Genomic DNA, 15,596 nt, shown 5'->3' with positions numbered 1-15,596 from the left:
GCGAGATGACGGGATTTTCGGCTGAAGGTGCGCGCAACGCGTCGCGGCAGGGCGCGGGTTGGGATGGTGGCCATGAGCGGGATCAGCCGCCGGACTGTGGCACGCCTCGCTCTCGGCGCCGGCATCGGTATGGCCGGCGTGTCGTTCGCCGCATGCGGTGGCGGGGGTGGACGCGACGGCTCCCCCGGGAGCCCGGACGAGGAGGGGGTGTACCGGCCGATCGGGGACGGCTCGACGTCGTACACCGGTCGCCAGCCGCACCAGCCCGCCTCGCCCACGGCCCTCGAACCCGGCCGGACACCGCCGCAGTTCGTGGTGTTCTCCTGGGACGGCGCCGGCGAGCTGGGCACCGGCCTGTTCCCCCGCTTCCTGGAACTCGCCCGCGCCCAGGGCGCGCACATGACCTTCTTCCTGTCCGGCCTCTATCTCCTGCCGGAGGACAAGAAACGGCTCTACGACCCGCCGAACAACCCGCTCGGCGCCTCGGACATCGGCTACCTCACCGACGCACACCTCAAGGACACGCTGAAGTACGTCCGTCAGGCCTGGCTGGACGGCCACGAGATCGGCACACACTTCAACGGTCACTTCTGCACCGGCCCCGGATCGGTGGCCAACTGGACGCCGGCGCAGTGGGGTACGGAGATCGAGCAGGCGAGGTCCTTCGTCAAGTCGTGGCGGACGCACACCGGTTGGCACGACGAACCGGCGCTCCCCTTCGACTACGACAAGGAGCTCGTGGGCGGCCGCACCCCGTGTCTGCTCGGACAGGAGAGCCTGCTGCCGGTAGCCCGTGAACTCGGCTGGCGTTACGACGCCTCCTCACCGGGCGGGCTGCAACGCTGGCCACGGAGGCGGGGCGGCGTCTGGGACCTGCCGCTGCAGAGCATCCCCTTTCCCGGGCACACGTTCGAGGTGCTGTCCATGGACTACAACATGCTGGCGAACCAGTCCAAGACCACGACGCGAGCACCTTCCTACAACTACCCCTACTGGCGGGCACAGGCGACACAGTCGTACCTGGCCGGGTTCCAGCGGGCGTACGAGACCAACCGGGCGCCGCTGTTCATCGGCAACCACTTCGAGCACTGGAACGGCGGCATCTACATGGACGCGGCCGAGGAGGCGCTCCGGCAGATCGCCGGCCGGGAGGACGTGCGTCTGGTCTCCTTCCGGCAGCTCGTCGACTGGCTCGACGCCCAGGACCCGGAGATCCTCGCGAAGCTGCGCAGCCTCGAGGTGGGTGAGAAGCCGGAGGGCGGGTGGAGCGCGTTCCTGCGCCCCGAGAAGCGCGCAGGAGGCGGCACGGGCAGCGAAGGGCAGCGGGCGGAGCAGAGCTGAACGGCCGTTCCGTGAAGCACCACAGGGAACCACGGGTGGCCCGTCCGGCGCAGATGTCGTCGTCGGGGTGAGCGACTCGCTCGCCGGGCTGGCCGCGTTGCGCCGCGGCATCCTGGAGGACCGCAGAACCGGCCGCACACTGGTGGCCGTGCGAGCCTGGGAACCGCCCGGGGGAGACTCCCTCCACCGACGCCGGCCCGAGCCATCGTGGGCCCGGCTGTGGGCCGCCGAGGCACGGCGGCGACTGGACCGGTCCTTCGAACTGGCGGCCGGCGGGCCACGGCCGGCCTGCGGATCGTTCGGCGGGTCGTCAGGGGCCCCGCGGGGCCGGTGCTCTGGTCGGTCGCGTCGTCCCCGGACGACCTGCCGGTCATCGGCATGGCCAGACTCCGGGGCCCGGCGGCCCGGCTGCACCCGCAGGCCGGTGCACCGGCACATCCCGGCCCGGGCCCGGTGCGAGGTCCTGGTCGTGGCCGGCCCCCGGCTGCTGCCACGCGAGGCGAGGATCCTGCGCCGCTTCGGACAAGGGAAGCGTCGGGGTCGGGCGACGGGCCTGGTGACGTGAGCCCGGACGGACCTGGCGCGATGAGCCCGGACGGGCCGGTGCCGTGGGCTCGGACGGGCCCCGGCGTCCTGGGATCGGCGTTCGACGGGCTCACGGGTCGTGGGGCCGGCCGTGACGCGGGTGGGATCAACCGGCGTGGCGGCGGGCGTCCACCTCGATCTCGATCTTCATACGAGGGTCGGCGAGGCCGCACTCCAGCATGGTGGCGGCCGGGCGGACGGCGCCGAAGCAGCGGCGCAGCACCGGCCAGCAGGGTTCGAAGTCCGCGCGGTCGGGCAGCAGGTAGCGCACCCGCACCACGTCGGCGAAGGTGCACTTCGCCTCGGTGAGTGCGGCCTCGATGTTGCGCAGGCACTGCTCGGCCTGCTCCACGACGTCGTCCGAGATCGTCATGGTGGTGTAGTCGAACCCGGTTGTCCCGGACACATGCACCCAGTCGCCGTCGACCACGGCACGGGCGTAACCGATCTGCTCCTCGAAGGCCGAGCCGCCGAGGATGGCGCGTCGCTCTGTCATGCGCGGAACGCTAGGTGAGCAGCGTCGATACGTCTAATACGGACTACTGGATGAGCTGATATCTCTGGGGATATGGAACGCCCGGAACTCCCGCTCCCCCAGCTGCACGCCTTCGTCGTGCTCACCGAGGAACTGCACTTCGGCCGTGCCGCCGCCCGCCTGGGCATCGCCCAGCCCCCGTTGAGCCAGCAGATCCGCCGGCTGGAAGGAGAGGGTCGGGCATCCGCTCTTCGACCGTGAACCGGGGCGCGTCCGGCTCACCCCGGCCGGCGGTGCACTGCTGCCGGCCGCCCGGCAGGCCCTGGCCGGGCTGGCCGACGGGCTGGCCGCGGCGCGGGCCGTGGGCAGCGGCCGGTCCGGGCGGCTGCGGATCGGCTTCGCCGCCTCACTGGCCCTGACCGTCCTTCCGGGCCTGCTCCGCGACTTCCGCCGGCGGTTCCCCGACGCACATCTCGACATCCGCGAGATGACCACGGCGCCGCAGCTCGACGCCCTGCGCGACAGGACGATCGACGTCGGCCTGCTGCGGGAACCCCCGGCCGATGTGTCCGAGCTGGGTTTCCGCACCGTGTTCAGCGAACCGTTCGTGGCGGTGCTGCCGTCAGCCCACCCACGGGCCGCCCAACGGACGGTGTCGCTCGCGCAGTTGGCGCACGAGCGGTTCGTCCTGCTGCCGCGTGCCGTCGGCCCGCAGTTGTACGACCGGATCACCGGCCTGTGCGACGAGGCGGGGTTCACGCCCCGGATCTCGCAGCACGCGGTGGAGTGGCAGACGGTGTGCGCCCTGGTGGAGACGGGGCTGGGGGTGTCAGTGGCGCCGGCGAGCATCCGGCGCATCCGGCTCAGGGGCGTGGCCTTCCGTCGGATCGCCCCCGGCACGGCTCGTACGCGGGTCGCCGTCGCATGGCGCACGAGCGACCGCAATCCCCTGATCGCCCCACTGCTGGAGACGATCGATCAGGACCCGGGGTCCGCGCCCTGAACGCGGCCGCGTGCCGTCACCGCTCCGGCCGCACCGGATGCCTGCTCATGATCGAGACCCTGTTGAAGGCGTTGATGGTGACGGCCACCCAGATCACCGCCGCCGTCTGGTCGTCGGTGAGCACGTCCCGCGCCGCCGCGTAGGCGGCGTCCTGCGCTGCGGCGTCCGCGGCGGCGGTGGTCGCCTCGGCCAGCGCGAGGGCGGCCCGTTCGGCCGGCGTGAACAGCTCGGTCTCGCGCCAGGCGGCGAGCACGCCCAGGCGCTCCGGGGTGTCACCGGTCCGCAGCGCGGCGCGGGTGTGCACGTGCAGGCAGTAGGCGCAGCCGTTGATCTGCGACACGCGGAGGTTGACCAGCTCCACGAGGGTGCGGTCCAGGCCGGCCTCGGCGGCGGTCGCCCGGACCGCCTCGGACGTCTGCCCCAGCGCGTGGTACGCCTTGGGGCTCTGCTTGTCGATGAAGATCCGCCGCGTGGCACCGGCCGTGACGGGACTGCTCAACCTGGACTCCTCCGGCTGCGGTGGCCGACCACCCTTGATTGTTGAATACGAAACTATCACGGCCTCACGGTCGCCGGCCTCGTCACGAACAGCGTCCCAGGCGTCACCGCGCCCGCGGCGCCGAGGCCCGCATCACCGTCGGTGACCAGAACGCCGCCGGCCCACGGGTCGAGGTCGCCGCCGTAGAGGTGCCGGATGCCCTCGACGATGCCTCCGGGCAGCTTGATCGCGCCGGAGGACCGCAGCGCGAACAGCGCGGTGCGCACCTTGGCAACGGCGATTCGGCTGGTCATGGGCATACCGCCAGCGTCCCGCCGGTGGACGATCACCTCTCCGGCGACATCGACGACGGCCATGGCGAGCGGCCGGGCCGAAATTCCCTCGCCGCCCGATGTCCGATGTGCCAGGCTTGCGGAAGCAGCCCTCTGTGACCAAGGAGCCGACCGATGCGCCGACAGTTCATGTCCCACTCGAAAGGAATCGCCATCGACCTGAAGGACATGACACTCTGTGCGCACCACCTCTCGCACCCTGAACCTGGGGATCCTGGCACACGTCGACGCCGGTAAGACGAGCCTGACCGAGCGGCTGCTGTACGCGGCCGGGGTCATCGACGAGATCGGCAGCGTCGACGCGGGCAGCACCCGGACCGACACGCTGGAGCTGGAACGCCGCCGTGGCATCACCATCAAGACCGCGGTCGCCAACTTCGCGCTCGGCAGCGGCACTTCGGCCGTCTCGGTGAACCTCGTCGACACCCCTGGACACCCGGACTTCATCGCCGAGGTCGAACGCGTCCTCGGCGTCCTGGACGGCGCGGTGCTCGTCGTCTCCGCCGTGGAGGGTGTGCAGCCGCAGACCCGCGTGCTGATGCGGACACTGAAGCGGCTCGGCATCCCCACACTGCTGTTCATCAACAAGGCCGACCGGCACGGCGCCGACGACGGCCGGGTTCTGCGCGAGATCGAGCGCAGGCTCGCCGTACCCGTGATTCCCATGGGGCGGATCGTCGGCGGCGTCGGCACGGCCGAGGCACGGGCCGTAGCCTTCGCTCCGGACGACACCACCTTCACGCAGCGCCTCCTGGACGCGCTCACCCTCCACGACGACACCCTGCTCGGCGCGTACGTCACCGACGCGCGCTCCGTCACGTACGAGCGGCTGCGTGCCGCGCTCGCCGCGCAGACCCGCGCCGGGCAGATCCATCCGGTCTACATCGGCTCGGCGATCACCGGCACGGGAATCGCCGAACTCATCGAGGGCGTGAGGGAGTTCCTGCCCGCCGGGCGCAGCAACGCCGAAGGTCCGCTGTCGGGCCGGGTGTTCAAGGTGGAACGCGGCGCGAGCGGCGAGAAGATCGCCTACGCCCGGCTGTTCTCCGGCGAACTCGGAGTCCGCGAGCGCGTCCCGGTCGCGGGGCGCGAGGGCAGGGTCACGGACCTGGCCGTCTTCGACCGGGGTGCGGTGGAGCGCCGGGTGTCGGTACGAGCCGGTCAGATCGCGGTGCTGCGCGGTCTCGCCGACGTCCGGATCGGGGACGAGATCGGGCGGGAGCCGGACGACCGCCCGTACCAGCACGTCTTCGCGCCGCCCTCGCTGGAGACGGTCGTGGTGCCCGCCGACCGGGCCGACAGGGGCGCCCTGCACCTGGCCCTGACCCAACTCGCCGAGCAGGACCCGCTGATCGGGCTGCGCCTGGATCCGGAGGGCCAGGATCTGTCCGTCTCTCTGTACGGCGAGGTCCAGAAGGAGGTCCTTGCCGCCACTCTGGCGGAGGAGTACGGGCTCGCGGTCGCGTTCCGGGAGACCACCCCGATCTGCGTGGAGCGCGTCACCGGGACCGGAACGGCGTACGAGATCCTCGACCACGACGGGAACCCCTTCCTGGCCACCGTGGGTCTGCGCGTCGAGCCGGGCCCCGTCGGCGACGGGGTCGTCTTCCGCCGCGAAGTCGAGCTCGGCTCGCTCCCGCTGGGCTACATGCGCGCCGTCGAGGAGACGGTCCACACCACGCTGCGGCAGGGGCTGTACGGCTGGCAGGTGCCCGACTGTGTGGTGACGATGACCCACTCGGGCTTCTGCAGCATCCGCAGTACCGCCGGCGCGTTCCGCGGCCTGACCCCGCTGGTCCTCATGACCGCGCTGCACCGGGCCGGGACCGTCGTGCACGAGCCCATGCACCGCTTCCGCCTGGAGTTCCCGCAGGACGCCTACGCGGCCGTGTCGCCGGCCCTGGCCCGCCGCCGCGCCCTCGCGGACCCGCCCGTGGCGCTCGGGGACGCGTACGCCGTCGAGGGCCACGTCCCCGCGGACCAGGTGCACGGCCTGGAAGCCGAGCTGCCCGAACTCACCGGCGGCGAGGGCGTCCTGGAGACGGCCTTCGACCACCACCGTCCGGCCACGGGTCCGCGAACCCGCAGGCGCACCGACCACAACCCACTGCACCGCGAGGAATACCTGCTGCACGCGCATCGGAGGGTGTGAGTGGCCGGGACCTGCCGCTGGCGCTCGTCGAGGCGTGAACCCGTGCGGCTCGCCTGCGGTCGGCGCACTGCCTGTGTGCTACGACCCCGCCCTGCCGGTGTTCAAAGCCGGCCGGGCCGGGAGCGCCGCCGGGCCGGCTCGGCTCACACCGACGGACCGATGAGCTCGTCGGCGACCCACTGGGCGACCTCGGCGGGGTACGGCGACGGCAGTCCGAGCACGATGTGCCGGAAACCGGCGTCGACAGCCTCGCCGATCGCATCCCGGGTGGGGCCGGTCCGGTCGTACGACACGGGCAGGTGGATCGAGCGGGTGACCGAGGCGGGGTCACGGCCGGTCTCGGTGCAGTAGCGGTCCAGCAGTGCGCTGCGGCCGATGATGTCGCCGATGTCACCGCCGCCGGGGATGTTCCACAGGTCGGCGTGCTCGGCGACCACGCGCAGCGTCGCGGACGAGCGGCCGCCGATGAGGATCGGCGGGTGCGGGCGCTGGACGGGTTTGGGGTTGCCGAAGGCTCCGGTGAGGCGGTGGTGGGTGCCGTGGAAGTCGAAGGGCTCGGTCTCCGTCCACAACCGCCGGATCACCGTGCAGGCTTCGGCGAGGCTCGCCACGGCGTGCGCGGAGCCTTGGAAGGGCAGGCCGTGTGCCTCGTATTCGCGCCGGGCCAGGGGATGGCCGGGCCGTGAACCGACGCCGATGCCGAGGTCGAGCCGTCCGCCGGAGACGATGTCGACGGTCGTCGCGATCTTGGCGAGCATCGCGGGCGGCCGGAACCGGTTACTGGTCACGAGCACGCCGATGCGTAGGCGCCGGGTGTGGGCGGCGAGGGCCGAGAGCAGTGTCCAGCCCTCGTAAGCCGGGCCGTCGGGGTCGCCGAAGATCGGCATGAGGTGGTCGAACAACCAGGCGTGCTCGATCTCCGCGATCGCGTCCGCCTCGCGCCAGACCCGCAGAACATCGTGGTAGTCGACCTGCGAGGGGGCGGTCATGATGCCGAAGCGAGGCCGGGATGTGTGCGGCATGAGCTGTCGGTCCTTTCGGCAAGCGGAAGTCGGAGGCCCGGGACAGGGCCGCGGCGCATGCGGCGGTCACCGGCGCCGCAGTGCCGGGTCGAGCAGCGCGGGCGGGGTGTCGTGCTTCTCCTCGGGGGCCAGGTCGAGCCCGGGGGCCACGATCTCGTCGATGGCATCGAGTACGTCGGCGGACAACACGGTGTCGGCGGCGGCGAGTTGGGCGTGCAGGTGGTCCGGCGTGCGAGGGCCGATGAGCGCGCTGGTCACCGCCGGATGCGCGGTCACGAAACCGAGCGCGAGCTGGATCAGCGTGAGACCGGCCTCGTCGGCGACCCCGGCCAGCCGCTCGACGGCTTCGAGCCTGGACCTGTTGACGGGGACGCCGATGTCGAAACGTTGCGGCATGAACGCCGAGCGGTTGGTGGTGATGTCCCGGCCCGCGCGGACCGCGCCCGACAGCCAGCCCGAGGCCAGCGGGCTCCACACCAGCACACCGAGCCCGTACTCCTCGGTCACGGGCAGCACATGACTCTCGATCCCGCGCTGCAGGACGGAATAGCTGGGCTGTTCGGTGGCGTAACGGCTCAGGTGATGTTCACGGGCGGCCCACTGCGCCTGGACGATGCGGTACGCCGGGAAGGTCGAGGAGCCGAAGTAGCGGATCTTTCCCGCGCGTTGCAGGTCGGTCAGCGCCGACAGCGTTTCCTCGTCGCTGGTGTTCGGGTCCCACCGGTGGATCTGGTAGAGGTCGACGTGGTCCACACCGAGGCGGCGCAGGCTGTTGTCCAGCGCGGTGACCAGCCAGCGGCGCGAACCGCCCCGGTGGTTGCGCTCGTCCCCCATGGGCATGGCGGCCTTCGTCGCCAGCACTATGTCGTCACGGCGGCCCGCGACGGCCTTGCCGACCATCTCCTCCGACTCACCGTCGCCGTACATGTCGGCGGTGTCGATGAGGTTGATCCCGCCCTCGAGAGCGGCGTCGACGATGGCCGTCGCCTCGCCCTGGGTGGTGCGTCCGATCCTGCCGAAGTTCATCGCGCCGAGCGCGAGGGAGCTGACCTGCACGCCGGTGCGGCCCAAGGTGCGGTACTGCATGACCTGTCTCCTTGTTGCGAGGGGGAAGCGTCGTGGAAACCGATGACGAGAAGGGGTGTGTCGGAAACCGATTACGGGAGCGGCAGCGGGAACGTCGCGGCCATGACACGGCCGGCCAAGACACGGCCGGCCATGGCGGGCCCGCCTTGGCGGTCGGCCGACGCTCTGACACCATGAGTAAGCGGAACATCGTTCCGGTGATGACGATACGGAACATGGTTCCGTTTAGCAAGCACGGCTGTGAAGGGAGCGGCGCTGTGAACGACAGCGGCGAGGAGACCGGGCGTGCGGCCCGGTCCAGGCGGAGCGACGCCCGGCGCAACAAGGAGACGCTGCTCGACGCGGCCGCGGCGGTCTTCGTCACTTCGGGTGTGGAAGCGCCGGTACGCGACATCGCCGCCCGGGCCGGGGTCGGGGTGGGAACGATCTACCGCCACTTCCCGACGCGCGCGGACCTCATCATCGCCGTCTACCGGCACCAGGTGGAGAGTCTGGCCGAGGCGGGCCCCGCGCTGCTGAAGACAACTCCCACCGCCCACGCCGCACTCGGGCAGTGGATCGGCTTCTTCGTCGATTTCCTGGTGACCAAGCATGGCCTCGCCGCCGTGCTGAAGTCCGACAGCGCGGGCTTCGACACGCTGCACGCCTACTTCCTCGACCGGCTCGTCCCCGTCTGCACCGAACTGCTCGATGCCGCGGCCGCCGCCGGCGAGATCCGCTCCGACCTGCAGGCCTACGAGCTCATGCGGGGTGTCGGCAACCTCTGCATCGGCGCTGAGAGCGATCCCCGGTACGACGCACGCCGGCTGGTGGAGCTCCTGGTCCAAGGCCTGCGCACCACACCCGTCGACCGGCCCGGCAGGTGAGCGTGGCGGGTCTCGGCATGGCCTGAGGCCCGCCACCCGCACGGCTGCGTGTACGGCATCCGTATGCTCCCGCCATGAAGTTCTTCCGGTCGCGTGGCCGAAACGAGGCGGGAACGACCGCGACATCGCCGTTGGCCCAGGCCATGAGCCTGTACATGGACGGGCGTTACACCGAGGCGGAGGCCGAGGCCCGCGCCGTGGCGGAGGCCCGGTCGGTGCTGCGTCTCGATTCCTACGCGCCGCTGGCCCTGAGCGTCGCCGCGCTCGCGATGTGTGCCCAGGGCCGCCATGCCGAGGCACTTGCCGCCTACGACGAACTGCTGCCGGTGTTCGGCAGGACGTTCGGCGCCGAGCATCCGCAGACGCTCAAACTCCGCTCGGACCGCGCGCAGACACTGGTCAGACTCGACCGGTATGCCGAATGCGAGGCGGAATGCGCGGCCGTCGCCCGGATCGCCGACCGTGGTGCGGGGTCGCTGATGCCACTCACAGCGGGGGCCGCCCGCAACGGACTGATCTTCGCCCTCAACAAGCAGGGCCGCCACGAGGAGGCCGAGGCGCTCGCCCGCGAGACTCTCACCGCCCGTCCCGCACCGAGCCGGCTGGCCCTGGTCCTGCAACTGGGCCTGACCCGCGCTCTCAACGGTCAGGGCCGCCACGAAGAGGCTCTTGCCGAGGCCGAACGCGCCGAGGCACTGCGCCGCAAAACGCCCGACAACCTCTCCCGCACGGAGACCGGCGCGGTCGAACTGGCCTTCGCCACCGCCCTTTTGGGGCTTGGCCGCGCCGCCGAGGCCCGTACCCGGGCCATGGCCGCCCACGGCGCCTGCCGGGCCGCGTTCGGCCCGGAACATCACCGCACCATCGAGGCCCGGGCGCTGCTCGACCGTATCGACGGCACGTGAGAGGCGGGCATCGCACGGGAGAGGCCGCAACGCGCATGTGAGGGCTGCAACGCACGTGAGAGGCGTGCGACGGTCATCGAGGGCGACCGTCGCTTGCGGTCGTCGAGGGCGACCGTCGCTTGCGGCCGTCGAGGGCGACCGTCGCTTGCGGCCGTCGAGAGCGACCGTCGCTTGCGGCCGTCGAGAGCGACCGTCGCTTGCGGCCGTCGAGGGCGGCCGTCGAGCAGCCCCTACGGACAACCCTGAGGGTCAAGATGGGGGCTTGCCCCTGATGTGCGGGTGCCGACGTGTCGTCAGGCTTGATCCATGACGAATCGTCTCCCGACCACCCTTCGCAGGGGCATCCGACGACGAGCACGTGCCGCCTGCGCCGCCGCGCTCTTAACGCTGACCGCAGCGCTGCCCGCCGCCGCGGCCGCCCGCGCCGTCCCGGCGTCCGCCGCGCCGAGCCCGTCGTCCGCTCGCCCCCTCTCCCTTCCCGCCCCGAGCGACCGGTTCCGGGTGGCGGAGGTGGACCTGCATCTGGTGGACCGGTCACGGCCCGACCCCTGGCACTCCGGGCAGGGCCGGCGGGAGCTGATGGTCAGCGTGTACTACCCCGCGACACGCACGGCCGGCCGGCCGGCGGCCCCGTACATGGTGCCTGCGGCGGCCGCCCACTTCGACGACGTCACCGCGAACGGCTACCTCGGGCTGCACGTTCCGCCCGGCCGCGCGGACTGGGCCCGCACCGTGACCCACGTGACCCGAGGCGCCCCCGTGGCCGCCGGGCGCGGTGGGCGGCTTCCGGTGGTCCTCTATTCCCCGGGACTGGGCGAACCGCGCACCTGGGGCACGACGTTGGCGGCCGATGTCGCCAGCCACGGCTATGCCGTCGTCACCATCGACAACACCTACGAGTCGCCCGAGGTCCAGTTCCCGGACGGTTCGCTGGCCACCATGCCGCCACCGCCCTCGACTCCCCACGCGATCGACGCGTACGTGCGCAAAGCACTGGCTGTCCGGGTCACAGACACCCGCTTCGTCCTGGACCAGCTCCAGGCGCTGCACAGCGGCCGGAATCCCGACGCGGAGGGACAGGCGCTGCCTCAGGGCCTGGCCGGGGCGCTCGATCCGGCCGAGGTGGGCATCTTCGGCCATTCGATGGGCGGTACCGCCGCCGCGCTGGCGATGGACTCCGACCACCGGATCACCGCGGGCATCGACATGGACGGCAACCTGACCTACATCGACAGTTCACTGATGCCCGTCGCCCGACACGGCCTCGACCGGCCCTTCCTGCTCCTGGGCAAGGACGGCGACACGGACACCGGCCCCGGCTGGCAGTCGTTCCGCGCCCACACCCCGGGGTGGAACCGTCAGCTCACCCTGCGCGGCTCTGCGCATGGCTCCTTCACCGATGCGGAGGCGCTCGTGCCACAGCTGCATCTGCGGCCCTGCGAGCGGGAGGACGACATCGGCACCATCGACCCGGGCACTGCGATACGCACCAACGAGGCGTACGTCTCCGCGTACTTCGATCACTGGCTGCGCGGAGGCAGCGGCCGCCTGCTGGAGGGACCGTCTCCGAAGTACCCGGACATGGTGTTCGTGAAGTGACCTCGGCACCGCCGAGAAGGCCGAGAAGAGGGAGCGGGAGGATCACAGGGCTGACAGGAGGGAGGCGTCACCGGCACTGACAGGAGGGAGCGGCGTAACGCGCCAGCTGGTCCTTGACCCACGGGTCGAACACCGCCAGGCGGTGCCGGGCGGCGGGGTCGAACCTCGCCAGCTGGCCGGCGACCCACGGATCCATGCACTGCAGCCCGCGCCGGTGGTGCCCGGCGTGGCCGGCGGGCACCCCCGTGGCGCCGACGGCCTTGTGTCCGGTCGCCCCGGAAGCCGCCGGCACGGCGGCGGCCGCCGCGGGACTGCCACCCGCGAGGAGCGCGCCCGCGGCCATCACGGTGGCAGCGCCGGCCGCACCCGCGTTCCGTATCAGCTTCTTCATGGCCTTCTCCTTCCGGTAGGGCCAGGGCCAGGGCCGGCAGGGGGCAGGGCCAGGATCGTCCATCCCTTGCCGGTAGGGGCGTCTACCCCGCAAGTCGCGCCCCATTCGTCCCCCCTCCCCCTCCGGGTTCCCGCCCGGAACGCGGCGTGCGGGCCATCCCGAGGGGCTTCCGGCTGACCGCGGCCGACCTCGCGCACGCTCACGAGGTGCCGGCCGTACCCCCACTGCGCTCGATGGTCTGACCGGCTGACGTAGAGGCGCGTGCCGGTGGGAGTTGTCCTGCTGTCCCGCCTCCGTGCGCCCGATGCGGCCGCGGACGCTGTGCTGCCCGTGGCCGCGGGATTATGGTGGGCCGTCACTTGCGTCCGCACAGAGGGGAACCGATGGAGCCCGGGACCAGGATCGTGCGATACGCCGCCGTCTGCGCGGCAGCCCTTCTGCTCTGTACCGGCCTCACCACCACAGCATCTGCCGAGACGATCACGGCATCCGCCGACACCACCACAGCGTCCGCCGACCGTGCCACGAGCGGCCCGGACCCACTCGCCGTCCAGCTCGACGCCTACTGGACGCCGGCCCGCATGGAAGCCGCGCTGCCCGTCGACCCCTTCAAGGGGAACGGGGCCGGTACGGCGGGGACCGGGGCGTCCCCGGCCGTGGACGGTCCCCGGCCGGGCGAGTACATCCCGCCCAGCAGGAGCTTCGACGGCATCCCCCAGGCCGGCACGTTCTTCTGGACGGACGCCAGCGGTACCGGTCGGACGTGCAGCGGCTCCGTCGTGCGCAGTCCCGGCCACGACCTGGTACTGAGCGCCGGCCACTGCCTGAAGGGCTACGCGGGCACTTCGCCCAAGCGGCACCTGGCCTTCGTGCCGCAGTACCATGACAGCCTCAAGCCGTTCGGGATCTTCCCCGTGCGAATCAACGGCGTCTACGTCCCGCAGCAGTACTACGACCTGGGTGAACACGCGGGTGCCGCATACGACTTCGCCTTCGCGACCACCGAACCCAACCAGGACGGCACACGTCTGGAGGACGCGGTCGGCGGAGTGCGGCTGCTCACCGGGACCGGCTACTACCACGCCCCGGTACGGATGATCGGCTATCCGGCGGGGGCGGAGAAGCCGCTGGAGTGCTGGAGCTGGACCACCCGGTGGGACAGCGACGACCCGGCCGACCCGGGCACGTTCCCGCGTATCGCCTGCGACGCCTTCGTGGGCGGGACGAGCGGTGGACCCATGCTCGTGCCCTGGCCCGGTGGATGGGCGGTCGTCGGAGTGATCGGCGGCTACCACACCGGCGGCAACACCCCTCAGATCTCCTACAGCGCCTACTTCGGTACGGCCACCGAGTCGCTCTACCGTGCGGCGGTCACCGGCGCTCCACCGGCCGGGCCAGGCCTCACCTCCGGTTGACCGAGGGGCGCGGGCGGTCCTCGGCAGGCGCAACCGCGTCAGAAACCGGTGCGTGCACGGTGAGTGCCATGACCGCGTCACCGTGGCACGATAGTGATGCATATCACCCTATCGAGGGGGTGTACCCATGGCCGTGTCAGAGGCGACACCCGGCCCGAAAACGCACAAACCCGGACTTCGGCGTGAGATCGGCTTCGTCGGCCTGATCTGGGCCTCGGAGGGGTCGATCATCGGATCCGGGTGGCTGTTCGGCGCACAGGGCGCCCTGGCGGCCGCCGGGCCGGCGGCGATCATCTCCTGGGCCATCGGCGGCGTCGCGATCCTGATCCTGGCGCTCGTACACGCGGAACTCGGGGGCATGTACCCGGTCTCGGGTGGCACCGCGCGCTTCCCGCACTACGCCTTCGGCGGCGCCGCCGGTGCGTCGTTCGGCTGGTTCTCCTGGCTGCAGGCTGCCACGGTGGCACCCATCGAGGTGCTGGCCATGATCACGTACGGCCAGCACTACTCCTGGGCGAGCGGCTGGGAGAAGGTCAAGGGCGGCGAGCACGTCCTGACCCCGCCGGGCATCGCCGTCGCGGTCGGACTGATGGCGGTCATCACCGCCATCAACTTCCTCAGCATCCGGCTCCTGGCCCGCACCAACAGCGCCGCGACCTGGTGGAAGGTCGGCGTCCCCCTGCTGACGATCTTCGTGTTCGCCATCGCCCAGTTCCACACCGGCAACTTCACCGCGGCGGACGGTTTCAACCCGTACGGGGCCAAGGGCATCCTGTCCGCCGTGTCCACCAGCGGCATCATCTTCGCGCTGCTGGGCTTCGAGCAGGCCGACCAGCTCGCCGGCGAGAGCGCCAACCCGAAGCGGGACATTCCGCGGGCGGTGATCGGGTCGATCCTGCTCGGCATCCTGATCTACATCCTGCTGCAGGTCACCTTCCTGGCCGCGCTGCCCGCCTCCCAGATCGGCAGCCACTGGGCCAACTCCGCGTTCACCGCGCTGAGCGGGCCGTTCGCGCAGGTCGCCACGCTCATCAGCCTGGGCTGGCTGGCCACCGTCCTCTATCTCGACGCGGTGATCTCCCCCGCCGGCACCGGCCTGATCTACATCACCGGCTCCTCCCGGGTGTCGTACGGCCTCAGCCGCAACGGCTATGTGCCGTCCGCGTTCGAGAACACCAACCGGCGCGGTGTTCCCTGGGTGGGCCTGATCACCGCCTTCGTAGTGGGCTGCGTCTGCTTCCTGCCCTTCCCCAGCTGGCGTTCCCTGGTCGGCCTGATCACCAGCGCCAGCGTGCTGATGTACGCCGGTGCCCCGCTGTCCTTCGGGGTGTTCCGCAACCGGCTGCCCGAGGCCCACCGTCCCTACCGGCTGCCCGCCGGTGGCGTCATGTCGCCGCTCGCCTTCATCGTCGCCAACCTGCTGATCCTGTGGTCGGGTTGGACCACCGACTGGAAGCTCGGCGTCGCCATCCTGATCGGTTACGTCATCCTGGTGGCCAACCGGGTGTTCAAGATGAACCCCATCACTCCCCAGCTCGACCTGCGCGCCGCGCAGTGGCTGCCGGTCTACCTGGTGGGCATGGGGCTCATCGTCTACCTCAGCGACTTCGGGCCGCTCAAGCACCCCTGGTTCCCGCTGTGGTGGGACATCGGCGTCACGGCCGCGTTCAGCATCCTCATCTACTACTGGGCCATGGCGGTCGCCCTGCCCAGCGAACAGATCCAGCACCTGATCGACCAGGTCGTCGTACCGGAGGAAGAGGACATCGTCTGACACCTGGCGTACCACCCGTGGCGGCCCAGGGGCGACCCGCTGTCAGCCCAGCCGGAACTTCTGGGCCGCCGAGCCGTTGCAGTCCCAGATCTGCAGCCGCGTCCCATTGGCCGTCGCACCACTGGGAGAGTCCAGACACCGCCCGGACTGT

14 protein-coding genes and 1 pseudogene are annotated in these 15,596 nt (G+C 71.2%); 8 read left to right on the top strand and 7 right to left on the bottom strand.

Annotated elements, in window-relative coordinates; all coding sequences use genetic code 11:
• The first annotated feature begins 72 nt into the window (after positions 1-72).
• A complete protein-coding gene (locus tag ACWGJ5_RS02730) occupies positions 73-1,341 on the top strand; it encodes a hypothetical protein (protein WP_453307971.1) in 1,269 nt (422 codons plus the stop codon).
• Between the two features lie 691 nt (positions 1,342-2,032).
• Here ACWGJ5_RS02730 and ACWGJ5_RS02725 read toward each other — a convergent pair.
• On the bottom strand, positions 2,033-2,422 hold the full coding sequence (locus tag ACWGJ5_RS02725) for a RidA family protein (protein ID WP_453307970.1): 390 nt from the start codon (positions 2,420-2,422) through the stop codon (positions 2,033-2,035).
• A gap of 72 nt (positions 2,423-2,494) precedes the next feature.
• Here ACWGJ5_RS02725 and ACWGJ5_RS02720 point away from each other — a divergent pair.
• Positions 2,495-3,404 (top strand): annotated as a pseudogene (locus ACWGJ5_RS02720) (LysR family transcriptional regulator).
• 16 nt (positions 3,405-3,420) lie between these two features.
• Here the strand turns inward: ACWGJ5_RS02720 and ACWGJ5_RS02715 are convergent.
• Positions 3,421-3,903 (bottom strand): carboxymuconolactone decarboxylase family protein, encoded by a 483-nt coding sequence (locus tag ACWGJ5_RS02715; RefSeq protein ID WP_453307969.1) that lies wholly within the window; start codon positions 3,901-3,903, stop codon positions 3,421-3,423.
• Between the two features lie 56 nt (positions 3,904-3,959).
• Positions 3,960-4,514 carry a heme-binding protein gene (locus ACWGJ5_RS02710; RefSeq protein WP_453307968.1) on the bottom strand — a complete coding sequence of 185 codons (555 nt, stop codon included), beginning with the start codon at positions 4,512-4,514 and terminating at the stop codon, positions 3,960-3,962.
• Between ACWGJ5_RS02710 and ACWGJ5_RS02705 the strand changes: the two genes are divergently transcribed.
• Positions 4,414-6,387 carry a GTP-binding protein gene (locus ACWGJ5_RS02705; RefSeq protein WP_453307967.1) on the top strand — a complete coding sequence of 658 codons (1,974 nt, stop codon included), beginning with the start codon at positions 4,414-4,416 and terminating at the stop codon, positions 6,385-6,387. The two genes, ACWGJ5_RS02710 and ACWGJ5_RS02705, sit on opposite strands and share 101 nt — an antisense overlap.
• A 143-nt stretch (positions 6,388-6,530) precedes the next feature.
• On the opposite strand, the gene ACWGJ5_RS02700 is transcribed toward ACWGJ5_RS02705, so the two are convergent.
• Positions 6,531-7,409, bottom strand: coding sequence for an LLM class flavin-dependent oxidoreductase (locus tag ACWGJ5_RS02700; protein ID WP_453307966.1), 879 nt, complete (start codon positions 7,407-7,409; stop codon positions 6,531-6,533).
• A gap of 66 nt (positions 7,410-7,475) precedes the next feature.
• Entirely contained in the window at positions 7,476-8,495 is a 1,020-nt protein-coding gene (locus tag ACWGJ5_RS02695) for an aldo/keto reductase (RefSeq protein ID WP_453307965.1), read from the bottom strand.
• Positions 8,496-8,752: 257 nt separating this feature from the next.
• Here ACWGJ5_RS02695 and ACWGJ5_RS02690 point away from each other — a divergent pair, with 257 nt between their 5' ends.
• The 3 genes from ACWGJ5_RS02690 (at position 8,753) to ACWGJ5_RS02680 (ending at position 11,865) form a co-directional block, all read left to right on the top strand.
• On the top strand, positions 8,753-9,361 hold the full coding sequence (locus ACWGJ5_RS02690; RefSeq protein WP_453307964.1) for a TetR/AcrR family transcriptional regulator: 609 nt from the start codon (positions 8,753-8,755) through the stop codon (positions 9,359-9,361).
• A 74-nt stretch (positions 9,362-9,435) separates the two neighbouring features.
• Complete coding sequence (locus ACWGJ5_RS02685) at positions 9,436-10,266, top strand: tetratricopeptide repeat protein (protein ID WP_453307963.1); 831 nt, start codon at positions 9,436-9,438, stop codon at positions 10,264-10,266.
• Between the two features lie 510 nt (positions 10,267-10,776).
• Positions 10,777-11,865 carry an alpha/beta hydrolase family protein gene (locus ACWGJ5_RS02680; protein ID WP_453307962.1) on the top strand — a complete coding sequence of 363 codons (1,089 nt, stop codon included), beginning with the start codon at positions 10,777-10,779 and terminating at the stop codon, positions 11,863-11,865.
• 67 nt (positions 11,866-11,932) lie between these two features.
• Here ACWGJ5_RS02680 and ACWGJ5_RS02675 read toward each other — a convergent pair whose 3' ends face one another.
• A complete protein-coding gene (locus ACWGJ5_RS02675; RefSeq protein WP_453307961.1) occupies positions 11,933-12,256 on the bottom strand; it encodes a hypothetical protein in 324 nt (107 codons plus the stop codon).
• Positions 12,257-12,639: 383 nt separating this feature from the next.
• On the opposite strand from ACWGJ5_RS02675, the gene ACWGJ5_RS02670 reads away from it, so the two are divergent.
• Both ACWGJ5_RS02670 and ACWGJ5_RS02665 read left to right on the top strand, forming a co-directional pair.
• The gene (locus ACWGJ5_RS02670; RefSeq protein ID WP_453307960.1) at positions 12,640-13,671 is read left to right on the top strand and encodes a trypsin-like serine peptidase; all 1,032 of its coding nucleotides are present in this window, start codon (positions 12,640-12,642) and stop codon (positions 13,669-13,671) included.
• A gap of 127 nt (positions 13,672-13,798) precedes the next feature.
• Entirely contained in the window at positions 13,799-15,445 is a 1,647-nt protein-coding gene (locus ACWGJ5_RS02665; protein WP_453307959.1) for an APC family permease, read from the top strand.
• 42 nt (positions 15,446-15,487) lie between these two features.
• On the opposite strand, the gene ACWGJ5_RS02660 is transcribed toward ACWGJ5_RS02665, so the two are convergent.
• Complete coding sequence (locus ACWGJ5_RS02660) at positions 15,488-15,580, bottom strand: hypothetical protein (protein ID WP_453308269.1); 93 nt, start codon at positions 15,578-15,580, stop codon at positions 15,488-15,490.
• Positions 15,581-15,596: the final 16 nt, after the last annotated feature.

This window comes from Streptomyces sp. NPDC054783 (genome assembly GCF_053611725.1).
Note: the sequence above shows the minus strand (reverse complement) of the source record. Positions and strands in the feature narration are given on the sequence as shown.

What these genes read in the sequence shown, in the direction of transcription:
- ACWGJ5_RS02730 (WP_453307971.1), top strand. Translation starts at nt 73, where the DNA reads ATGAGCGGGATCAGCCGCCGGACTGTGGCACGCCTCGCTCTCGGCGCC.
- ACWGJ5_RS02675 (WP_453307961.1), bottom strand. Translation starts at nt 12,256, where the DNA reads ATGAAGAAGCTGATACGGAACGCGGGTGCGGCCGGCGCTGCCACCGTG.
- ACWGJ5_RS02670 (WP_453307960.1), top strand. Translation starts at nt 12,640, where the DNA reads ATGGAGCCCGGGACCAGGATCGTGCGATACGCCGCCGTCTGCGCGGCA.
- ACWGJ5_RS02700 (WP_453307966.1), bottom strand. Translation starts at nt 7,409, where the DNA reads ATGCCGCACACATCCCGGCCTCGCTTCGGCATCATGACCGCCCCCTCG.
- ACWGJ5_RS02695 (WP_453307965.1), bottom strand. Translation starts at nt 8,495, where the DNA reads ATGCAGTACCGCACCTTGGGCCGCACCGGCGTGCAGGTCAGCTCCCTC.
- ACWGJ5_RS02665 (WP_453307959.1), top strand. Translation starts at nt 13,799, where the DNA reads ATGGCCGTGTCAGAGGCGACACCCGGCCCGAAAACGCACAAACCCGGA.
- ACWGJ5_RS02710 (WP_453307968.1), bottom strand. Translation starts at nt 4,514, where the DNA reads ATGACCCCGGCCGCGTACAGCAGCCGCTCGGTCAGGCTCGTCTTACCG.
- ACWGJ5_RS02685 (WP_453307963.1), top strand. Translation starts at nt 9,436, where the DNA reads ATGAAGTTCTTCCGGTCGCGTGGCCGAAACGAGGCGGGAACGACCGCG.
- ACWGJ5_RS02725 (WP_453307970.1), bottom strand. Translation starts at nt 2,422, where the DNA reads ATGACAGAGCGACGCGCCATCCTCGGCGGCTCGGCCTTCGAGGAGCAG.